Below are 21183 nucleotides of genomic sequence, written 5' to 3' on the forward strand. Positions count from 1 at the left end.
GGAGAAACTTGTTCGCGCCGGTTGCATGCGTTTCAACAAACAATAAAGTATGATGATAGTAGTGTAACATAATTATATAGCCCCGTGTAAAGTTTTTGAGGATTCGATTACGAGCACGAGCACGAACCTACGGGCCCCTTATGGGGGCTTTTCTCAAGCCACCGGTTTGCCGGTGGTCGTTGACTTCTCCGGTCCTGCCGGGTTATCGCAGAAACCACGGAAGCAGCCCCATGAGTAGGGCCACCGTCAGCGGAATCAGGAGATTGTCGTCGGGATAGAACCGGAAAAGCCAGACGGTGGTCTTGTGGGCGATGAGGCGCTGCACGCGGCGGGTCACGGGATGCAGAAGCAGCACCCAGTATTTCGTGTAGCTTTCGACGACGGCGACGACCAGACCGATGACGAGCAGATGTTCCGGCGCGAAAGGCCCATGCAAGGCCCAACTGACGATCCACAAGGCTAAAAAACTCGCAATCACAAAGGAAAACGCCCCGTAGACCCGCGCGTATTCGATGCCCCGCCGCGCCAGGCGATGGCGGGTCCATGCCGCCGCCGGATCCGCCACGCCAAGGACCATTATCGAGGCGACCAGGGTGGATTCGCGGCAGAGTCCAAACCGGTAGAGCGTCACCAGGATGGCCGCCGCCAAGAGGTAATACGTCGTCGCGTTGAAATGATTTTTCTCGACGCGGCGCATCAGTTTTCCGTAAAACGGCAGCCGGGCCACCGCCTCGTTCGATCGCGGTGAATAGAAACGGATGAGGTCAATGCCCAACGCGATGGCGGTTTCGGCCCATGCGAAGATCACCATGATATCCGCGCCGGGAATTACGCCATTCAGGTCTTTCCATAGATAGAAAATGGCGATCATCAGTAGGCAGCCGGCAAAATGCCATAGCTTCCGCATCGCATTCCATTCGTATTCTCGTTCCACATGTGTCATGGCGTATTTCGACCCTGGATGATTTATCCCCCGGCGGCGTTTTTGGTTCCCGTAGATTGCGGCGCCGGGCTTTCCCCGGTTCCGGCCTCCGGGCCGGCGTCCCTGAACAGGCGTTTCAGCCGCGGGTATTCGTCAATCAGATGGCGCGGAACGACGACCTCTTTGACGCCGAGATCGTGTTGGATTTCAAGCGCGTTCACCACGGCTTGGCCGCGATAATGATTATTCGTGATGACATAGATTTCATCCGCCTGGCCGCGCATGGAGGCGATCCGCGCGATCCAGGGCGCCAGTTCACCCGGCGAATAGAGGTAGTCGTACCGGGCATTGCGGCCCGCGTCCTCGCGGAACCAGTTGGCCTCGTTGCGGCCGTGAAACCGCACATACGCCAGCGGCGCCGTCACATGCGCGGACGGTCCAATCGAACCGGCGATTTGTGGCTGATCGATGTTGCAGAAGGCGGCCCGGCGATTGCGTAGGCCGGTGTGGACCTCCCCACGATCCCATGAGTCGTGCCGGAGTTCGACGGCTAGGGGAAACCCGTCGAACCATTCGAGAAGCCGCGCCAGCCATGCGCGGTTGTCCGGGGTCCGCTTGAAACGCCATGGAAACTGGATCAGCAGCGCCCCAAACCGGCCTGCCTCGACAAGCGGCGCCAGACCCTCCCGGACGGCCCTAACGTCGTCTTCCGAAGGCTCCGGGTCGCGGGTATGGGTAAAGCGTTCCCACAGTTTCGCCGTAAACTTGAACCGTGGATGGTCCGACACGTGCCGGACCCACGACGCGGCATGCCGCGCATCGGGCGGCCGGTAGAACGTCGCGTTGATTTCGATGGTGTCGAACCATTGCGCCAGATAGGCCGCCGGATGCTGCCCGCGCCCCGTTCCCGCCGGGTACACAATCCCCTTCCAGTCCTCATACGACCAGCCCGCCGGTCCCACGCGTATCGCTGCATTCGACGCCATGCGGCCATTATACTCCCAAAAGGCGAAACGGCCTTTTGTTTGCATGCAACCGCCTGTTGACAGGAATAACCCGGTATGGTAGTCTGGATTTGTGGAAAATAGAACGAAAGGGAGCGGACGGCCCTTGGGGGTCTGGCCGTTCCTTTCTGTGTTGAATAGAGTGATGTATGGGCGATGCGGCCGGACATCACCATCCAGAGCCGTTCAAGATGTGCCCAAGAGGCGTGGATCACCTCATCCAAGACAGGGGTAGTTATGTGCCTTTTGCATACCTTGCCCCTTTTTGGTTGATGTTGGCGAGCGTTATTGCAAAAAAAACCAGAAAGTTTGCGATCAAGTGAAAAAAGTAGGCAAACGCAAACCCACTGAAGCGCGGGAAAACGGTCTTCAGTACACAGCCAAGGCTCCTACTTCCCAAAAAACATTTCGTTTCATAGATCTATTTTGCGGGATAGGCGGCTTCCGAATTGCTTTTGAGAAAGCCGGGTGCAAGTGTTTGTGGTCCTGTGACTGGGACAAACATGCACAAATCACATATGAGGCTAATTTCGGTGAAAAACCCGCAGGGGATATTCATTCCATTGCCGTTGCCGATATTCCAAACCATGACATACTATGTGCCGGTTTTCCTTGCCAGCCTTTTAGCATTGCCGGAGTGTCCAAAAAAAACAGTTTGGGGCGAAGGCATGGTTTTGAAGATGAATATCAAGGAAATTTGTTTTTCTCCATAGCGGAGATTATTGATTATCACAAACCGGCGGCGTTTGTTTTGGAAAATGTAAAAAACCTCAAGAGTCACGATGGAGGGCGTACTTTTGATGTTATCCATCGTACACTTACCCAGGCGCTTGGTTATACTGTTTACTACAAGGTCATTGATGCCAAGAACGTGGTTCCACAACATCGTGAACGAGTCTTTTTGGTGGGTTTTCGTCCTTGGTGTTGGTTCGATTTTCCTGAATTTCCCGAAAATGGTCCGGTGCTTGCCTCAATCCTTGAAACAGAAGTTTCTTCCAATTACACGCTAACGGAACACCTTTGGCAATATCTGCAGGATTATGCGAAGAAGCATCAGGCGGCCGGAAATGGTTTTGGGTATGGACTGTGCTCGGGCCAAGATGTTGCCAGAACGCTGAGCGCACGTTATTATAAGGATGGGTCGGAAATTCTAATCTCCCAAGGCCAAGACAAGGTTCCACGGCGATTGACGCCCCGCGAGTGCGCAAGGCTTATGGGATTTCCCGATCATTTCAAAATTCCTGTTTCCGACACGCAGGCATACAAACAATTTGGAAATTCCGTGGTTGTCCCTGTCGTTGAAAAAATTGCGGCCAATGTTGTAAACGCGCTGACGAGAGGCAGCGACTATCAGCCAGAGATGGTGCTCTGCGCCGACAAAAAAACTGCATACGCATTCGGTGGCATTCGCAACAGGAATGGAAAAAACAGGAAAAAGGAAAACTCAAAATGAGGGGGCCGTCCATTGATCGTTTTCTCAGAAGCAACGAGTGGGATATGCCCTTTTTCAAGCGACTTGCACATAATGACACCGGAAGAGCGCGCGGGCACCAAGGGGGGATTGTTATACCAAAGGAGTTAAGAAAGTATTTTCCAAGGCTGGATGAGTCCGGCGTGTCCATGTTTTCCCCCACATGCGATCGCCATTTGCAGGCAGAGTTATATGTTGGAACAACATATGTCGGCATTGTGCGAACAAGATACCAGATCCAGACATGGGGTGGGACTCGCCAGCCGGAATCGCGTATTACCGAAAATCTTGCCGAACTAAGAGGCCATGCAAATGCTGGCGATTTGCTCATTTTCCAAAGACGGGCCGATTCTACGGATCGTTTTCGTCTGTTGCTTCTTAAACAGGGGACAAACGCATACGATCTTGTCGGCAATCTGGTGGCATCGCGACGTTGGGGGCCTCTTTATTCCCAAGATCTTCCTGTTTCACAAGAGGATTTACAAGTTGCCCATTCAAACATCGAGACGCTTTCGCGTTCCGAGTTTACATTGCTTGCCCCAAGAATCCAACGCGTTGAAGCCCGTCACACGCGCATAGCCCGGAGCGCCGCATTTAGGGACCGGATCAGGATGGAATACGGGTATAAATGCTGTGTGACAGGGATCAATCTTATGACCCCAACGCAGATGCACGAGGTTGAATCGGCGCATGTGGTTCCAATAAGCGAAGGCGGCACCGATGACATACGCAACGGTATTGCCCTGATTCAAACCTTGCATTGGGCTTTTGACCGGGGTTTGTTTGGGATTTCTTCCCGTCGCCAAGTCTACATTCCCAACCGGATTCTGGAAATGCCGGAAAACGACTTTCTCCGGCAGTTTCATGGCAAATCCATTTCCGAGGCAACGACACAGGATTTTCACGTTCACAAAGATGCTTTGGAGTGGCACCTCGAACATCGTGTCAGGCAGTGGGAATAGGATTTCGTGGAAATAGAAACAACCGGCATTCCCGTGCCGCTTGCAAGAATCGTTATTCGTGGATATTTGGGCAAAAGAAAAACGTTCGGATATCATGTCCCGCATTCGCTCCCGCGGAAACAAAAGAACCGAACTTCGTTTGATTGAAATACTTCGACAGTACAAAATTACAGGATGGAAAAGAAGCCAAAATGTTTTCGGGAAACCGGATTTTGTTTTTTGGAAAGAACGGGTAGCGGTATTTGTGGACGGATGCTTCTGGCATCGCTGCCCGAAGTGCTATCGTGCCCCTTCAACAAACCAGGCCTTTTGGAATTCGAAAATGGCACGCAATGTGGCAAGGGATCGTGAGGTTTTGAACGTTCTCAAAAGGGGAAGATGGGTTGTGCTGCGAATCTGGGAACACCAGTTAGTTCATGCGGGACGTGTCGCATGGCGCATAAATCATGCGTTGCATAAGGGTTTCAAAAGACTGGAGACAGGGAAAAAGACCTGAACTCGTCCGATTAGTCTTAGTAGCCGGAAAGGAATAAAGGTCGCAGCTTATGGTATGGGCAAATTACAATCGCGATTGAAACATGCAATGAATTCGCGTTCTGCATGAAGCGAGTTGCTACCTTTATTTATTTCCACCGCCTTAGTGCTTTGATCGTTTCGTTTTTTGCGTCGTTTCCATTATGATTCAAGGCACGGCCGTGCCTGCGGCGAGGCAGGCATGTCATCGTGAAAGCGTTTTGAAACGACGTGAAGATCCTGATTCTAACCCAATATTTTCCGCCGGAATTCGGCGCGGCGGCCACGCGCAACTCGGAACATGCCCGCTTCTGGGCCGAGGCCGGTCATGCGGTCGAAGTATGCACCGGCATGCCGAACTATCCCGCCGGCGTCGTCCACGAGGCCTATCGCGGGAAATGGTACGTGCGCGAGGAAAAGGACGGCTACGTTGTTCACCGCGCGTGGATCTACGCGACGCCGAACCGCGCGGTATGGCGGCGGGCGCTGGCTTCGCTCACTTTCCTTGTTTCGGGCCTGATCTGCGGCGTGTGCAAATGCCGGCGCCCGGATGTCGTCATTGCCTCGTCGGGACCGTTCTTCGTGGGGCCTTTGGGCTGGCTGCTCAGCGTGATCAAGCGCGCCGCGTTTGTCTTTGAAGTGCGCGACCTGCTGCCGCAGCAGGCGATTGATGTCGGCATGATCCGAAATCCCCTCGCCATTGCGCTCCTGAAAAGCATCGAGGCGTTCCTCTACCGGCGCGCGAAACGGATCGTCGCCGTCGCGCCCGCCTCGGCGAAGGCGCTGGCGGACCGCGGATTCGACGCGAACACAATCGTCACCATCGAAAACGGCATCCGATCCGATTTCTTCGTGCCCGCCCCGCGCGAGAATGACATCCGCGCGCAGTATGGCTGGCAGGATCGCTTCATCGCGATGTATATCGGCGCGCACGGCGTGTCGCAGGGATTGTTCACGCTGCTTGAAGCCGCCGAGCGCCTCGCGGATCTCGAGGATGTGCGCTTCGTGTTCGTGGGCGATGGGGCCGACAAGCCCCGCATGGTGGAGTGGGCGAAAACCCGCGGACTGCGCAATGTCGAATTCCTCCCCCTGCAGGACAAGGATCTCATGCCTGCGTTCTACGCCGCCGCCGACGCGTGTTTCGTGCCCTTGCGCAAAGGCGATTACTTTCGCATCAACATTCCGTCCAAAATCTTCGAGATCATGGCGTGCGCGCGCCCCGTCATCCTCGGCGCCGAAGGACAGGCCCTCGACATTCTCCAGCAAGCGGGGGGCGGCATTCCCGTCGCTCCCGAAGATCCGGAAGCGTTCGCCGAAGCCGTCCGCCGCCTTCGCGCGGATCCCGCGCTGGCCGGTTCGCTCGGCGCGAACGGCCGCGCCTACGTCGTCGAACATTTCGATCGCCGCCGCAAGGCCGCGGACTATATCAAAGCGCTCACGATGTAATCCCGCGGAAGATCGGCGGGCCTTGTTTATCCTTCCCGGCGCAATGACTTGATGAGTTCGAGCAGTCGGTCTCCGACGTTTACATGGCGGAGAATGCCGTGCTTGTCAATCAGCACGATTTGGGGGATGTAATGGATATCGTAGGCGCCGAAGGTCCGGAACGGTTCGGCGTCGCGGCCCACGGGGAATTCGATCCGGTATTCCTCGACATATCGCCGCACTTCGGCGGGTTCCTTGCCGCCGTCATGGATGCCGACAAGGGCCACCTCCGCATCGTCCTTGAGCAACACGTGGATTGCACGCAGTTCCTCGATGGTGTTGCGTCCCGCGGATCGTTCGTCGAATCCGCCCCAAAACAACAGGACGATCACGCGGCCCTTGAGCGATTCGAGCGTCAGGGGTTCCGAATTGAACCAGGTATCGCATGCGATGGGCGGCGCCGGACGATCCAGCATGTCCGTGAAGGGGTTGTCTCCCGGCAAGGTTTCGGCGCGCCGGGGATCGGCGTCGAAGGGTTTGAGTGTTGCCTGCAACGGTTTGGGGTCATCCAAGGTTGCGTTGAAATCCACGCGCCAGAAACGATCGGCGTGCTCGGCGCGAAACGGGACGGTGCGGTCGGGCGGCGCCTGCCGCAGGACAATGCGGAACCGTCCTTCGGTGTCCGGCAAGGCCCAAAGCGGCGGATCCATTCCCCGCGTGGCGATGAGCACGCGCGATTCGGGTTGTCCTTCGGGCCCCGTGATCGCGCCTTCGATGATCGGCAATGCCTTCAACCGGACCGGCGCCAGTTCGAGTTTCAATGGATTCTCGGCCGCAATCCGAATATCGCCCCGGTGCTCGGTTTCATAGCCGTCCGGCGGCATGATGCGCAGGCGGCCTTCGACGGGCGGCGCGCCCACTTCGAAACGCCCGTCCTGCCTCGTCAAGGTTTCGGCGCACAGTTCGTTTTCGATCCAATACGAAACCGGCGTTCCCGGACACGGTTTTCCATCGGGATACTGGATTACCCCGGACAACAGGCGCGGCGCTTCAAGTACGATATTCACGACGTTTTGTTTTTCGTCCGCGCCGGCCGAAATGCCCGCCGATCGCGGCGGGGCATAGGCGTGATGCGCCACCGCGACAAAGTAATCGCCGGGGAGGACCGTGACATGGTAATAACCGTCGGGATCGGTCAGTGCTTCCGCGGCGACACGCTGCGCGCCGGCGCCCGTGCGCAGAACGGTCACGCATGCACGCGCCACGCCGGCGCCGTTGTCCGCCGTGACGCGTCCCCGCAGTTTCACGCCCGAATTGAGGATAATCGTCTGTTCCTTGTCCGAAACGGGCAGATACGCCACATGCGAATCGGCGTAGTCGCGATGCCCCACCACGAATTGGACGTGGCCGCCCTTGAGAAGCGCCGGAATCGCCAAGCGACCCTCGGCGTCGCTGCGCATCGGGGGAAATCCGTCCGTGCCCAAGCCGGACACCGGCACGTCGAAGGCGTCGGACACACGGAGATGGCGGATAAAGGCGCCCGCCACCGGTTCGAACGATTCGTTCTTGACACGTATTGCCAGCGAGGCCGCTTCGCCTAGCGCGAGAGTTACCGAACCGGAGCCGATGACGGCCGCCGTGTGGCCGCCGAGCGAGAAGCCCTCCTGGTAGGCCACAAGGACGGCGGGGCGCGGCGCCACGCCGCCGAATGCGAATGCACCGCCCGCATCCGTATCCACATGACGCGCCGTGTAATCCTGCCACAGCCATACCCGCGCGCCCGGCACGGGTTTTCCTTCCGGGCCAACGACCGCGCCGGTCACGTCGAAGGCGAACGCCGTTCCCGTGAAAAGAATCCAAAGGCAAAGAATCGTTAACATGGCTGATGCGGGGCGAGCCGTCGTGCCGTTGAGGCGTTTTTCGGCATGGCAACTGTTCATTCGACACTCCGGTATGCGTATAATGGCGACGCGGATCATTATAGCCGCTTGGCAACCCCAAGGAGAATGCCATGTTTCACGCGCTTTGGCTGACCGCCGTGCTGGCGGCATCCGGCGATGCCATCGTTTCCGGAAGCGTTGAAAAAATCGCCACGGGATTCCAGTTTACCGAAGGGCCGCTGTGGACCGCGGAGACAGGCCTGATATTCAGCGACATTCCTGCCGACACGATTTTCCGCGCAGACCAATCGGTGTTTCGCAAACCCAGCGGAAATTCCAACGGTCTCGGCGCCGATCGCGAGGGCCGGCTGATTGCCTGCGAACATGGCAACCGCCGCGTCTCGCGCACCGAAAAGGACGGAAACGTCGTAACGCTGGCCGATCGCTACCTGGGACGGCGCCTGAACAGTCCGAACGATCTCGCCATTCGCTCCGATGGACGCCTCTTCTTCACCGACCCGCCCTATGGCGTCAAGCCGGAAGACCGCGAACTGCCGTTCTGCGGAGTGTACTCGATTGCGCCGGACGGAACCCTGACGCTGCTTTCCGTTTATTTCCGGTCGCCCAACGGCCTCGCGTTTTCACCGGATGAGAAAACGCTGTACATCGGCGATTCCGCGGACGATTTCATCGAGGCCTTCGACGTCTCGGAGGACGGCCGCCTGATCAACGGCCGGTTCTTCGCCAACGTACCCACGCCCGACGGCATGAAAGTGGATGGCCGTGGGCGGTTGTGGGTAACCGCGAAAGACGGCGTTCGCGTGTACAATCCGGATGGTCAATTGGCCGCGACCGTGGCCGTGCCGGAACAACCGTCCAATTGCGCGTTCGGCGATCCCGGCGGCGGAACGCTTTACATCACGGCGCGCACGAGCGTGTACAAGGCGCTTTGCGCCGGACTGGACGAAACAAAGGGGGAGAAGCCGTGAAAATCGTGTCCGTCGAGGCGTTTCCCGCGCCGCCGCGGTGGGTTTTTTGCAAGATTCAAACGGACGAGGGTATTACCGGCTGGGGCGAGGCCAGCCTTGAAGGCCACGCCGCGACCCAGGTGGCCGCGGTGCATCAACAGCGCCCGATTCTAATCGGCGAGGATCCCCGGCGCATCGAATACCTGTGGCAGGGCATGTACCGCGCGGGATTCTATCGGGGCGGACCGGTCATGATGAGCGCAATCAGCGGCATTGACCAAGCCCTGTGGGACATTTTCGGAAAGTCGGCGGGCCTGCCCGTTTACCAGTTGCTCGGCGGGGCGTGCCGCGACAAGGTGCGCGTGTACGGCGGATGCGGCGGCGACACGCCGGAAGCCGTTCGCGACAGCGCGCGGGCATGCGTCGAGTCGGGATTCTCGGCGATGAAATTCTGTCCCTGCGACGAGATGGAAATCGTGGACGGTCTCGATACGATCAAAAAGGTCGAGGCGCGCATGGCGGCGGCTCGCGAGGGCGCGGGCGATGCCGACATTGCGCTGGATTTCCACGGGCGCGTGTCGCCCGCCATGGCGATTGCGCTGGCGGATGCGCTGAAGCCCTACCGTCCGTATTTCATCGAGGAACCGGTCCAGTGCGAGAATGTGGACGCGCTCGTCCGCGTGGCGCGGGCGACCCCGATTCCCATCGCGACCGGCGAGCGGCTGTACGGCCGCCATGGATTCCGGGAAGTCATCGAAAAAGAGGCCGCGGCCATCCTGCAGCCGGATCTGTGCCATGCGGGCGGGATTACCGAGGCGCGCAAAATCGCCGCAATGGCCGAAACCCACTACATGGCCGTCGCGCCACATTGTCCATTGGGCCCGATAGCACTCGCGGCCTGCATCCAGTTCGCGATGTGCACGCCGAACTTTCTCATCCAGGAGCACGGCCATCTCGGCGAAGGTTATATCCGGAATCCGTTTTCCGACAAGGGCGGCTACCTGTCCGTGCCCGACGCCCCCGGCCTCGGCATCGAGGTGGACGAAGACGCCGTGCGCGCCATGCCCTGGACCGAGTGGGAAACGCCGCGCCTGTTCCATTCGGACGGCAGCGTCGCGGACTGGTAAACGAAAAAAAACGAGAGAGGAACCTGAAACCATGTTGTTGTCCGTATGTATCGCCATGGGTTTCGTGGCCGCGCAGCCGTTGATCGTTCTCGATATGGAAAAGTGCCTGGCCGGCATGGGCGGCGACACGGTTCTCAAGTACGATGCGCTGAAGTTCGCGGGTGCGCTACAGGGTCTCGTCAACCGCGAAGAACCGCGCCTGCTCCTCCGTTTTCTTGGCGGGATGGGACCCAACGGCCCCATCAATGTGGACGACTACTGGCTGTCGCGCATGCGGGAATCGTGGCTGTCGGATCGTCCCGTGGAACGTATCGAAACCCTCGATGCGTTGTTCGACCGTTTTCCGGAAGCGTCGGGCGGCGTCGTATTGTGGGATCAGGAAGTGCCCGCGACGGCCAATGTCGCCTCGACGGTTTGCGGCGTCAAAGGCTGGCTGCCGGTCCGCGCGGATGGTGAACTGTACAAACGTCTTGTAGACGCCGGCCCAAAACTGCCGGTCAAAATGTCGCTTGTAGGCCTGTTTGACGGATCGGAGACGGGCAGCAAAAAATGCGACGCGTACCGCTGGGCGCAGCGCGAGTTTCTCGACAAGGGCCTCTGCAACGACGCCCTGATGGCGTACTATATTGACGGATATTCCCAGGAACCCGGCAAGCCGGGCTTTCATTATCCCGACCTCGCCAACGCCGGCCTCGTAAATGCGGATTACTATATTGCGCGCAGGGCGTTCTTCTTCGATCTGAGTCCGTGGGACGACGAGGCGCCCGTTGACGATCCTGGGCAGAAACCGGGCACGGACTGCGCCACGTTGCGCGGCCTACTCGCCTCGCTCCACCGATTGAACGGCGGAAAAAAGATGGCCACCGTGGGCGGATTCGTCCCATGGAACCTGAAATACACGAACTTCGGCCCGGCGGGCAGCCAGCACGAACCCGTCCCCGCCGAATGGACCTATGCCGCGATCCTGTCGTCGTACAATGCCATCATGGACGCCGACGCGCTGGGGCTTGTGGGCATGGCGAATGCCTCGGCCTACGGCCATTTCCCCTTGAAAAAGCGGTACAAACAGAATCCGCGCCCTGCGCCGCAACCGCTCGAACCCAAGACCTATGTGCTCGTCTATATGGGCGATTACGATTCGGCGGCATGGCTTTCGAGCAGCATTCCGAACGTGTGGGACGATCCCGCCCGGGGTTCGATGCCGATCGCATGGGCCTTCAATCCCAACCTCGCCGACCGCGCGCCGTACGTGTTCGACTATGTTTACCGCACAAAATCGCCGAACGACTGGTTTATCGCGGGCGATTCCGGCGCGGGTTATCTGAACCCGAATCTACTCGCCGGCGACCGGCTCGGCAGCGGGTTGCCCGATGCGCTGGAACTCTGGACACGGCACAACAAGGCCTATTTCAAACGGTTTGATTATTCGATTACCGGTTTCGTGATCAACGGGTTCCACGGCAACATGCCGCTTCGCATCCAGGAAGCGTACACGCGTTTTTCGCCCGACGGCGTCGGCATGCAGTTGGGATTCAAGAAATCCGTTGTGGGAAAAACGCCTTTCGTGCGGCATGTTTCCGACATCTATCCGGACCTGAACGACCTCGACAAGACCGCCGCGCAAATGGCGCATTTCGCACGGTCCGGGAAACCGCAATTCCTGATCTATCGCATGATTCTGCAAAAGCCCTCAACGCTCGCCGCCGTTCGCGATCGCCTGGAAACAAAATACCCCGAACACCGCTGGCTGTTCTGCGACCCGTATACCTTCTTCGACCTCTACCGCCGCGCCATCCCAAGCCAAAAGTGAGGCGAATCTATCCGTTGAAGGGCGAGAATTTTTCTTTTCCCACGCCGCAAATCGGGCAGACCCAGTCGTCCGGGATGTCTTCCCACTTGGTGCCCGGCTCGATGCCTGAATCCGGATGGCCCTCCTCCGGATCGTAAACCCAAAGGCAGATATCGCAAATGTACTTCTGCATGTTTTCACCTCCGGCCCGTGCCGTTTCTCGTTCCGGCGGCCATTATAATCATCGCGCGCCGCCGGAACAAAAACCGCGCCGGTTCCGTTTGCAGGCAAGCGGAACCGGCGCGGCGGATTGCGTTGGCGTCACGTCGCGGGCGGTTCGACGCGCGTGACAAAATCGAGGTTGCAGACCGCCAGGAGGTCCTGAATGCGCACGCGGGCCAGGATGCGTTTGCCTGAAACTGTTTGCGAAACAACGCGGACGCCGAGTTGTTCGAGTCTCGCGACGTTTTCCGGCGTGAGATCGCTTACGCGAATCACGACGTTCACATAGCCGTATTCCACCTTGACGGCGCCTTGCCGATACGAGCCGTTGACGACTTTGCTTTCGAGGGAAGTCAGCGCCGAGTCGAGTTTCGGATGGGTGTACGATGCCGTTCCGGCAGCCGCCGTTTCCTGTCTGGCCGCTTGCCGGTTTGCACGACTGCCGCTCGTCATTGCCGGAACCGAGCCGGGCAGCGCTTCGCAGACGGCATCCGAGTCAATCCCGCTTTTGGCGGGCGCATACGCGGCGCGTGGCGCATATCCTAAACCCTTGCCGCATGCGCGCGCGTCCCGTTCCCCGAACACGCCTTCGTAACTGACGCCGTCAGTCATTTCGACGGGCACGTCCACGCGCTGCGTTTGTCCGCCCTGGTTGACGATTTTTTCCTCGACGGCGACGAAACTCGTGAATGGCGTCATAATGCAAAACGTGACGCCGAGATCCGTAATCGCCTGCTCGATGTCCGGACGGGGGCGGCCCTGCTGCATGCCGCGCCAGTCGTCGTTCATGAGCGCATCCACGTGCGCCCGCGCCCACAGCGGCGCGAGCATGTCGTGTTCCGGCGCCTCGCGGGGCAATTCAAGGGATATCGCGCGTTCGAAGGGACCGGCGGACGTCCGGCCGCGCAGTACGACGGTTCCGTGCGCCGGTCCGTCGTACCGCCCGCACAGCACGAGGGGTTCGGCGGCGAACAGGTCGGGGATCGCGTCCGGCGACGGATGGATATCGTACAGGGGCGCACCGTTCAGATTGACGGTGATGTCGGTCAGGACGGGGCTGTGAATGCGCTCATGGAAACGCCGGACGGCCTCGTCGGATTTCGATTCGAGCGTTACGATCTCGGCGGCGCCGCGTCCCGTGCGGGCCATGCCTTCGATGAGGAAGCGGTTGACGCCGTTGCCGATGCCGAACGCGAACACGCGCGCCTGATTCGCGTTGTCCTTTATCGCGCCGAGGATTTCCATGTCGTTTCCGATAAAGCCATCGGTCATGAAACAAACGGTGCGGAGGCGTTCGGGATCGCGCGGTCCGCCGAGCGCGGCGAGGATCGCGGGCATCATCTCGGTGCCGCCGCCGCCCTGGAGTCGTTCAAGGTAGCGTAACGCCGCTGCGCGGTTCCCATCCGTGTTTGGCACGACGTTCGGAAAACAGTAGCCCGTGCCGCCCGCGAACGAAATCAGGTTGAACGTGTCGTGCGGATTCATCTGTTCGATGCAGCGTTTCATCGTTTCCTTGGCCTTTTCGATGGGAAAGCCGCTCATCGAACCGCTGCAATCAATGACGAAGATCATTTCCTTCGGCGTGGCCTGTTCCGGCGCGACGCGTTCCGGCGGCTGAAGGAAAAGCATGAAGAATCCGCCGCGCACGCTGCTGTGCGCGAGGACCGCGTCGCGGACGTCCGGCGCGGACACTGCGTATCGAAGAATGAAATCGCGGTTGGGGATGTCTTTGCGGGCACGCAATTGCACGACGGCCTGTTGCGGCGCGGGACGTTCGATGTCCACTTCATGTAGTTCGGACTGGACGTCCTGGATGGGCAGACCCGCGTCAATGTTGACCTTCACGGAAATGTCGTGTCCGGCGCGCGTCCCTTCCGGCGTAACGGGTGGCGTAATCCTCGACGCATCGGGAACCTGGGTTGTTCCGGCGACGCGGCCTTTGAGGGAATTCGGGGCCGACGAGCCGGGGATGTAGCGCGGCCCGACGACCATCGGATAGGCGAACGTGTATTGTCCGTCGCGGAACGGCAGCCTTTCGACATAGGATATCTCGATTTCGATCCGGTCGCCCGGGAGAATGTTCGCCACGGACTGTGTGAAAATGTTCGGGCGATCCTGATCGAGCAGGCTTGCCGTCTTGCCCGCCTGGCGTGCCGCGTCGTACATGCGCCGCGCTTCCCCCCGTGGTTTTACAATGCCCTTGATGACCCGATCGCCGATATGCATCGTCATGCGATCCACTGCCGCGTTTTCCGGAAGCGGAAACGTGTAGACGGCTTCGATGGGCGTCGTGAACGTGTTCCCGAATTGTTGCGTGACGGTCACGCGGGCGATGAATCCGGCAATGTCCGCCGCGACATTCGTGTGCTGCAACGGGCACGCGCCGAGCGGGCGGTTGTCGCGGTCCATGGCATACAGGCCGCCTTCCGTGGGCGCTTCGGCAAATACCGCGCACGCCGCCAGCAACAACAGGGCGGCGGCGCCTATCGTGGTTTGTTGAATCGTGTTCATGGGCGTTTCCTTTCGTGTTCCCGCCGGGCGGGTTTTATCGTCTTTTCGCTTCATTCGACACCGTTGAACGCGCAAGGTTCGCGAAAAACGGCCCTTGTGTGGTAAAGTCGAATCAAAACAGGCAAGGGAGGATGCACGTTGGCGACATTGAACGCGTTGGTGGCCGTGGGTTGTTTGGTCGTCGTTCAACTGACCAATCCGGCGTTGACGGCCGGTTCGGTCGCCGTACCGCCCGGCGGCGGCGCGGCTGTCCCCATTACGTTGCAAACCAACGGAACGGCACCCTCCGTTGCGGCCATGAAACTTTATTTCGATGCGGCCGCCATTCAGTTTGTGTCCGCGGAAGAAGGCCCGGCGGCCGTGGCCGCCGGCAAAACGGTTTCATCCAACGTGCCGGAAACCGGCGTCCTCCATCTTGTGTTTTGGGGAATCAATGCCAACGCCATGCCGAACGGCGCCCTTGCCACGCTCCATTTTACGGCGTTGCCCAACGCGTCCTTGGGTGATTATCCGCTGTCCTTCGACAATGCCAGCATGTCGGATGTAAACGGATTCCCGCTTGCGCCATTGGTTGTCCATGGCGTTATCCGCGTTCAGGAAGGCGGCGAGGGAGAGGGCGAAGGGGAAGGAGAGGGAGAGGGGGAAGGGGAAAACGGTTGTGTCGGTCTTGCGGGAAGCAGCGGCGCCTCGACGCCCCCGGTCTTTTGGGCGTTTCTTTTTATCATGCCCGTTGCATGGAAAAAATTCGGGAAGCGGGCCGCCTGATCAAAAGGCAAGATGTCATGGCTGTCCAAATAAGACTGACAGGGGCATTGCCCACAACCCGGTTTCTCTTCGTGCCCGTCATCGTGCTCGACGATCGCGGATTGATGTTTCCGATTTCCAATCCCAACAAACCGGGCGTGATGGCGGACCGTCGCCGGAAACCCGTTTGATCTTGTTTCCGGGCTTATGCGAAACCGGCTTGGATGACATTGCGCGTGCGAGGTGGTATTATCCGTTGTGAAACGTGTGGCATGCGGCGGGAGACCCCATGAGACAGATTCTGGCGCGGCATTCGCCGCTGGTTATTCTGGCGGGACTGTGCATCGTCGTCGCGGTGTTGTCGCCGGAATTCCGGACCGCCGACAACCTCAAGAGCGTGGCCTATCGCACGGCGGTGGTCGGCATTATCGCGACTGGGCAAATCCTTGTGATACTGACGGCCGGCATTGACTTGTCGGTCGGGAGCGTGGCGGCGTTGTCGGGCGTCGTCGCGTGCACCCTCATGAAAAATTATGCGTTGCCCGTGCCGCTGGTCATTGGATCGGGCCTTCTGACCGGACTGGCCTGTGGTCTCCTCAACGGATTTTTCGCGGCCAAGGGACGAATCCCGCCGTTTATCGTCACGCTTGGCATGATGATGGCGGCGCGCGGCGGCGCGTTGCTGCTTTCGGGCGGACGCCAGATTTCCGCCATCTCGGACACGTTCGCGATTATTGGCGGCATGCGCGGATGGTGGATTCCCGTCGGAATCACCCTGACCATAGCCGCCGTGTTTTCCGTGGTGTTGACGTTTACCCGCTTTGGCCGTGCGCTCTACGCCATCGGCGGCAATCTCAACGCCGCGCGCCTGTCGGGAATACCGGTTGATCGCATGCGAATCGGCGCGTTTGTGCTGTGCGGGATGCTGACGGGATTCGCGGGCGTCATGCTCGCGTCACGCACCGGCGTCGCCTCGCCCAACGCCGCCGACGGCGGCGAACTCGACGCGATCGCGGCATGCGTGATCGGCGGGGGCAGCCTGATGGGCGGCGAAGGCGGCTGCGTCGGCACGCTGGCCGGCGCGCTTATCATGAACGTGCTCGTCAACTTCTGCAACCTCAAAAACATCAATCCCGCGTGGCAGAAAGTTCTCGTGGGCGCGCTGATCGTGATCTTGGTATACTACGACAACCTGCGCAAGCGCAGGGCCGGCCTTCTAAAGGAATAGGCGGCTTGTCGCTTTTCTTTGCTTCTTTCTTTTCCCGTGAAAAGAAAGAAGAAACTTCTTTGGAGGACAGAATTATGAAACGGAATGCTCTTGGTCTCATTGTATTGGCTCTTTTCGCGGGTTGTGGCGGACAGGTTTCCGCGCCGCCGCCGCAACCGTCCGCAGCAGCAACACCGGCCAAGAAGGACCGTCTCGAAATCGGCGTCGTTCCCAAGGGAATCTCGCATCAATTCTGGCTCACCGTCAAGGCCGGCGCCGACGCGGCCGGCAAGGAATTCAACGCCAACATCCGCTGGCAGGGACCCGACAAGGAAACCGAAATAGACAAACAGGTCAACATCCTTGAAGACATGATCAGCCGCAAAGTGGACGCGATCGTCATGGCGGCCTGCGATGAAAACGGGCTTACGAATGTCATCAGGAAAGCCGTTGACGCCAAAATTCCCGTTATCACCATTGACTCCGGCGTCAATTCGGATCTTCCGGTCTCTCTGGTCGCCACCGACAATATCGCCGGCGCCAAGGCCGCCGCCCACGAACTCGCCCGCCTCATCGGAAACGAGGGCGAAGTCGGACTCATGCCCTTCATTCCCGGCGCCGCCACCTCCGAACTGCGCGAACAGGGATTCAAGGAAGCCCTCCAGGATCTTCCGGGTCTGAAACTCGTGGCGACGCTTTACTGCCAGAGCGACGTCGCCAAGGGCATGAACGCCACCCAAGACATGATGACTGCCAATCCCGGCCTCAAGGGTCTCTTCGCGGCCAACGAACCCGGCGCCATCGGCGCCGCCCAAGCCGTCAAGGCCGCCGGAAAAGCGGGCCAAATCAAAATCGTCGCCTTCGACGCTTCCGACGAGGAAATCCAAATGCTCAATGACGGTTCCCTCCAGGCCCTCATCGTGCAAAACCCCTTCCAGATGGGTTACCTCGGCGTCAAGGCCGCCATTGACGCCGTCAACGGAAGGCCCGTCGAAAAACGCATAGATACCGGCGTCACGGTTGTAACCAAGGACAACCTCAACCAGCCGGATATTCAGAAACTGCTCTACCCCTTGGGGAAATAGCGCCGCACCGGCGCTTGCCGGCGTAACGCCGAAGCGGACACACGCCGTTGTGTGTGTTCACGTCATCACCCGCCAAGTCCTCTTCAATCCTTGGGCCAAGGATCGCGGATGATCTTTGGGAGACCCTTTTTCCCCTCCTGGTTCATGTTGACTGAAACGAATGAACGAAATGGCAAGAAAAAAGGACGAAAACATACCCATTGAATTTGTGAAAAAGAGTATCAAGTGCTTGGGGTTGAAGTACTTATAATCTTCGGGGCGATTTTCCGCAAATTTGTATTGACTTCCGGCGAAGAATGGTATATTACAAAGAGAAGAGGAAGTAAACGGTTGTGAAGAAAAGGTAACACACGGGCCGTCATGCTTTCCTATGCTATACGGTGTATTTTCGGCGAGCCGATTCCGAAAGCAAGACGGCGGGGGTTGCTTTTTCCCTTATTCACAACGGCGCGCATGTGAATTTTTTCGCGCGGTCGAAAATGTAACGCCGAGGGGTTCACAGGCGCGAAAAGTGGCATGCAGGAGGGAAGTTGTCAGGTAGTCAGCGTAGTTCAACCCAGGGCATTCGATACGATAAGGAGACCTGTACCATGCGCAACAAAGGTTTTACACTCATCGAATTACTGGTAGTTATCGCCATCATCGGCATCCTCGCGGCGATCCTCTTGCCCGCGCTGGCGCGAGCCCGTGAATCGGCCCGCCGTTCGAGTTGCCAGAACAACCTCAAGCAGTGGGGGTTGGTGTACAAGATGTACGCCAACGAGGCGGGATCGGGCAAATACCCGCCGATGGAACTGGAGATTGCCCCGCGGGAAGACACCGGCGAGTGGAAACTGTTTGTGGGGGCGGGGCCGCGCGTCAAGAGCATCTTTCCCGAATACCTGACCGATCCCTCGATCATCGTCTGCCCGTCCGATGCCGAAGACAAGATAGACGATCTAAAGGCCGAGAACGACATTCCCCAAATCAATCTGACGAAGGGTCAATGGCATATCGGGTACTTCCTGGGCAGCGGCAACGGCGTGAACGACATTGATAAAAGTTACGCCTATTTCGGCTGGGTGCTCGACCTCATGGGCGACAATCCGGAAGATGTCCGGACGGCGGGCGAACTGAACGTGGACATAATCGCGAGCGCGTTGGGCGCCAATATCCCCGGCGATGTCCTTGTTCCGGCGCAACTGGTCAAGGCGCTCCTGCAATTGGCCGAGAATCCACAAGTCGTGACCGCGCTGGCCTCGCCCGGCCCGCAGTATGCCGAATTGGTCAAGAGCATGGTTGACAGCGATGTGAACAACAACCCCAATACCAATACGCTGCTCGGATGGGGCAACGGCCACGGCAACACGATCTACCGCCTGCGCGAGGGCATCGAGCGGTTCCTGGTGACGGACATCAACAATCCGGCGGCCACGGCCCGTGCGCAGAGCGCGGTGTTCATCATGCTCGATCAACTGGGCACGGCCGGCACCGCCGCGCTGTACAACCACATCCCCGGCGGCTGCAACGTCCTGTATCTGGATGGACACGTGACGTTCATCAGGTATCCCGGCGATCAGCCCGTGAACGAATACCTTGCCCATATCATGGCGCTGTTCTCGATCAATTGACGCGGTTACAACGCGATCAGCGACGGTTCGTATCCTTCGGGCGTTTCGTGGCCGAGCAGGGCCAGCAGCGTCGCGGCGACGTTGCCGAGACCGGGCGCGGGGACATTTGCGAGTGAAAGACGGTTGGATCCGCTGAAGTCTTTCACGATGAAGGGAACGGGATTGAGCGTGTGCGCCACCATGGGCTCACGCTTTCCTTTTTTCTCCGTGAACATGCAGTCGGCGTTGCCGTGATCCGCCGTAACGACGAGCACGCCGTTGGCCGCCTCGACGGCGGGCAAAAGCCGGCCAAGGGCAAGGTCCACGGATTCAACCGCGATGCGCACGGCGGGGACGATCCCGGTGTGGCCGACCATGTCGCCGTTGGCGTAGTTCATGCGGATGAACTTGTATTTGCCCGACGCAATGGCTTCGAGGACATTGTCGGTGATTTCGGCGGACTTCATCCACGGACGCAGATGGAATTGGATTCGGTCCGATGGGATTTCGACATATTTTTCGAGGCGTTCGTCAATATACCCGGAATTGTTTCCGTTCCAGAAATAGGTCACGTGGCCGAATTTCTGCGTCTCGGAGATTGCAAACGATGTGACGCCCGCCGCGCAGAGGTATTGGCCGATGGTGCGGTCGATCGCGGGCGGTTCGACAAGGTAATTCTTCGGGATCAGGGCGTCGCCGTCGTACTGCATCAAGCCCGCGTAGAAGACCTTCGGGCGCCGCTTGCGGTCGAATTCGGCAAAATCGTCCTCGTCGAACGCGCGCGATATTTCAATCGCGCGGTCCCCGCGAAAGTTGAAGAACACCACCGCGTCGCCGTCCTCGATGGTTCCCACGGGTTTGCCGTTTTCGGTGATGACGAAACTGTCGAGATACTGATCGGTGCTGGCCGGATCCTCGGCATAATACGTCCGGACGGCCTCCGCGGCGGATGCGAAGGCGCGGCCCTCGCCGAGCACGTGAGTTTTCCAGCCGCGTTCCACGACGCCCCAATTCGCGCCGTAGCGATCCATCGTGGTGACCATGCGGCCGCCGCCGGACGCGATGCGGTAATCCTTGCCCCCTGCATTCAATTCCGCCAGTTTCGCTTCAAGAATGTCGAGGTAGCCAAGCGCGCTGCGCTCGCCGACGTCGCGTCCGTCGAGCAGCGGATGCACGCGCACGCGCGCGACGCCCTCCTGCGCGCAACGGTCGAGAAGCGCGAGCAATTGGTCAATGTGGCTGTGAACGTTTCCGTCGGACAGTAGGCCGATAAAATGGATCGTGCCGCCCCGCGCCGCTTGGTCCACGACCTTTTTCCACGCGGATCCCGCAAACAAGGCTCCGCTGGCGATCGCCTCGTTGACCAGTTTGGCGCCCTGCGCGAACACGCGCCCCGCGCCCAGCGCGTTGTGGCCCACTTCCGAGTTGCCCATGTCGTCGTCGCTGGGCAGGCCGACCGCCGTTCCGTGCGCTTTCAACCGCGTGAACAGCGGCTCGGCGAACAACGAGTCCAACACCGGTGTATAGGCCATGTACACGCCGTCGGATTCATCGCGCTTGCCGATGCCGACGCCGTCCATGATCACCAGAACCAGCGGGCCGGGAAAGGGGGTGTAACGGCTTGATGGTTTGAGGGAAAGCGAGGCCACGATAGGTATCCTTCTTGTTTCGTCCAGGGATGCGTATGCTTCCGTTTGCCTGTTTTCGTGCTCGTGTTTGTCGTCGGTGTCGTCGTCGAATGCGGCATGGCTTCGATGACGATTA

18 protein-coding genes are annotated in these 21183 nt (G+C 59.1%); 12 read left to right on the plus strand and 6 right to left on the minus strand.

Annotated elements, in window-relative coordinates:
* Positions 1 to 202: 202 nt before the first annotated feature.
* A complete protein-coding gene (locus tag P5540_06460; GenBank protein HRT64454.1) occupies positions 203 to 907 on the minus strand; it encodes a hypothetical protein in 705 nt (234 codons plus the stop codon).
* A gap of 59 nt (positions 908 to 966) precedes the next feature.
* The gene (locus P5540_06465) at positions 967 to 1908 is read right to left on the minus strand and encodes a DUF72 domain-containing protein (protein HRT64455.1); all 942 of its coding nucleotides are present in this window, start codon (positions 1906 to 1908) and stop codon (positions 967 to 969) included.
* Between the two features lie 433 nt (positions 1909 to 2341).
* Here P5540_06465 and dcm point away from each other — a divergent pair, with 433 nt between their 5' ends.
* The 4 genes from dcm to P5540_06485 all read left to right on the plus strand — a co-directional run bounded on the left by dcm (position 2342) and on the right by P5540_06485 (position 6318).
* Complete coding sequence (gene dcm, locus P5540_06470; protein ID HRT64456.1) at positions 2342 to 3379, plus strand: DNA (cytosine-5-)-methyltransferase; 1038 nt, start codon at positions 2342 to 2344, stop codon at positions 3377 to 3379.
* Entirely contained in the window at positions 3376 to 4359 is a 984-nt protein-coding gene (locus P5540_06475; protein ID HRT64457.1) for an HNH endonuclease, read from the plus strand. The genes dcm and P5540_06475 overlap by 4 nt, the downstream gene beginning before the upstream one ends.
* 58 nt (positions 4360 to 4417) lie before the next feature.
* Positions 4418 to 4855, plus strand: a complete 438-nt coding sequence (locus P5540_06480; GenBank protein ID HRT64458.1) for a very short patch repair endonuclease — start codon at positions 4418 to 4420, stop codon at positions 4853 to 4855.
* A gap of 248 nt (positions 4856 to 5103) precedes the next feature.
* A complete protein-coding gene (locus tag P5540_06485) occupies positions 5104 to 6318 on the plus strand; it encodes a glycosyltransferase family 4 protein (GenBank protein HRT64459.1) in 1215 nt (404 codons plus the stop codon).
* A gap of 26 nt (positions 6319 to 6344) precedes the next feature.
* Here the strand turns inward: P5540_06485 and P5540_06490 are convergent, their stop codons facing one another.
* On the minus strand, positions 6345 to 8237 hold the full coding sequence (locus P5540_06490) for a carboxypeptidase regulatory-like domain-containing protein (protein HRT64460.1): 1893 nt from the start codon (positions 8235 to 8237) through the stop codon (positions 6345 to 6347).
* A gap of 71 nt (positions 8238 to 8308) precedes the next feature.
* Between P5540_06490 and P5540_06495 the strand changes: the two genes are divergently transcribed.
* From P5540_06495 to P5540_06505, 3 genes are read left to right on the plus strand one after another with little or no spacing between them, the layout of a single operon-like run.
* On the plus strand, positions 8309 to 9166 hold the full coding sequence (locus tag P5540_06495; protein ID HRT64461.1) for an SMP-30/gluconolactonase/LRE family protein: 858 nt from the start codon (positions 8309 to 8311) through the stop codon (positions 9164 to 9166).
* The gene (dgoD, locus tag P5540_06500; GenBank protein ID HRT64462.1) at positions 9163 to 10272 is read left to right on the plus strand and encodes a galactonate dehydratase; all 1110 of its coding nucleotides are present in this window, start codon (positions 9163 to 9165) and stop codon (positions 10270 to 10272) included. The genes P5540_06495 and dgoD overlap by 4 nt, the downstream gene beginning before the upstream one ends.
* Before the next feature lie 31 nt (positions 10273 to 10303).
* Complete coding sequence (locus P5540_06505; GenBank protein HRT64463.1) at positions 10304 to 12082, plus strand: GxGYxYP family putative glycoside hydrolase; 1779 nt, start codon at positions 10304 to 10306, stop codon at positions 12080 to 12082.
* A 7-nt stretch (positions 12083 to 12089) separates the two neighbouring features.
* On the opposite strand, the gene P5540_06510 is transcribed toward P5540_06505, so the two are convergent.
* A complete protein-coding gene (locus P5540_06510) occupies positions 12090 to 12254 on the minus strand; it encodes a rubredoxin (GenBank protein HRT64464.1) in 165 nt (54 codons plus the stop codon).
* 128 nt (positions 12255 to 12382) lie between these two features.
* The gene (locus P5540_06515; protein ID HRT64465.1) at positions 12383 to 14794 is read right to left on the minus strand and encodes a VIT and VWA domain-containing protein; all 2412 of its coding nucleotides are present in this window, start codon (positions 14792 to 14794) and stop codon (positions 12383 to 12385) included.
* Between the two features lie 138 nt (positions 14795 to 14932).
* Here P5540_06515 and P5540_06520 point away from each other — a divergent pair, with 138 nt between their 5' ends.
* The 5 genes from P5540_06520 (at position 14933) to P5540_06540 (ending at position 19440) form a co-directional block, all read left to right on the plus strand.
* The gene (locus tag P5540_06520; protein ID HRT64466.1) at positions 14933 to 15559 is read left to right on the plus strand and encodes a cohesin domain-containing protein; all 627 of its coding nucleotides are present in this window, start codon (positions 14933 to 14935) and stop codon (positions 15557 to 15559) included.
* Between the two features lie 17 nt (positions 15560 to 15576).
* Positions 15577 to 15729 carry a hypothetical protein gene (locus P5540_06525; protein ID HRT64467.1) on the plus strand — a complete coding sequence of 51 codons (153 nt, stop codon included), beginning with the start codon at positions 15577 to 15579 and terminating at the stop codon, positions 15727 to 15729.
* Positions 15730 to 15827: 98 nt separating this feature from the next.
* On the plus strand, positions 15828 to 16766 hold the full coding sequence (locus P5540_06530) for an ABC transporter permease (protein ID HRT64468.1): 939 nt from the start codon (positions 15828 to 15830) through the stop codon (positions 16764 to 16766).
* A 74-nt stretch (positions 16767 to 16840) separates the two neighbouring features.
* Complete coding sequence (locus tag P5540_06535) at positions 16841 to 17830, plus strand: ABC transporter substrate-binding protein (protein HRT64469.1); 990 nt, start codon at positions 16841 to 16843, stop codon at positions 17828 to 17830.
* A gap of 590 nt (positions 17831 to 18420) precedes the next feature.
* Positions 18421 to 19440, plus strand: coding sequence for a DUF1559 domain-containing protein (locus tag P5540_06540; GenBank protein HRT64470.1), 1020 nt, complete (start codon positions 18421 to 18423; stop codon positions 19438 to 19440).
* A 5-nt stretch (positions 19441 to 19445) separates the two neighbouring features.
* Here the strand turns inward: P5540_06540 and gpmI are convergent, their stop codons facing one another.
* Positions 19446 to 21068 carry a 2,3-bisphosphoglycerate-independent phosphoglycerate mutase gene (gene gpmI, locus P5540_06545; protein HRT64471.1) on the minus strand — a complete coding sequence of 541 codons (1623 nt, stop codon included), beginning with the start codon at positions 21066 to 21068 and terminating at the stop codon, positions 19446 to 19448.
* Positions 21069 to 21183: the final 115 nt, after the last annotated feature.

Source organism: Candidatus Hydrogenedentota bacterium, assembly GCA_035450225.1.
Classification (GTDB): domain Bacteria; phylum Hydrogenedentota; class Hydrogenedentia; order Hydrogenedentales; family SLHB01; genus DSVR01.

Bases quoted from the DNA above. Each gene is read 5' to 3' on its own strand.
- P5540_06530 (HRT64468.1), top strand. From the start codon at position 15,828: ATGAGACAGATTCTGGCGCGGCATTCGCCGCTGGTTATTCTGGCGGGA.
- P5540_06490 (HRT64460.1), bottom strand. From the start codon at position 8,237: ATGAACAGTTGCCATGCCGAAAAACGCCTCAACGGCACGACGGCTCGC.
- P5540_06525 (HRT64467.1), top strand. From the start codon at position 15,577: ATGGCTGTCCAAATAAGACTGACAGGGGCATTGCCCACAACCCGGTTT.
- P5540_06510 (HRT64464.1), bottom strand. From the start codon at position 12,254: ATGCAGAAGTACATTTGCGATATCTGCCTTTGGGTTTACGATCCGGAG.
- P5540_06535 (HRT64469.1), top strand. From the start codon at position 16,841: ATGAAACGGAATGCTCTTGGTCTCATTGTATTGGCTCTTTTCGCGGGT.
- P5540_06495 (HRT64461.1), top strand. From the start codon at position 8,309: ATGTTTCACGCGCTTTGGCTGACCGCCGTGCTGGCGGCATCCGGCGAT.
- P5540_06515 (HRT64465.1), bottom strand. From the start codon at position 14,794: ATGAACACGATTCAACAAACCACGATAGGCGCCGCCGCCCTGTTGTTG.
- P5540_06505 (HRT64463.1), top strand. From the start codon at position 10,304: ATGTTGTTGTCCGTATGTATCGCCATGGGTTTCGTGGCCGCGCAGCCG.
- P5540_06475 (HRT64457.1), top strand. From the start codon at position 3,376: ATGAGGGGGCCGTCCATTGATCGTTTTCTCAGAAGCAACGAGTGGGAT.
- P5540_06540 (HRT64470.1), top strand. From the start codon at position 18,421: ATGCGCAACAAAGGTTTTACACTCATCGAATTACTGGTAGTTATCGCC.
- P5540_06460 (HRT64454.1), bottom strand. From the start codon at position 907: ATGCGGAAGCTATGGCATTTTGCCGGCTGCCTACTGATGATCGCCATT.
- P5540_06465 (HRT64455.1), bottom strand. From the start codon at position 1,908: ATGGCGTCGAATGCAGCGATACGCGTGGGACCGGCGGGCTGGTCGTAT.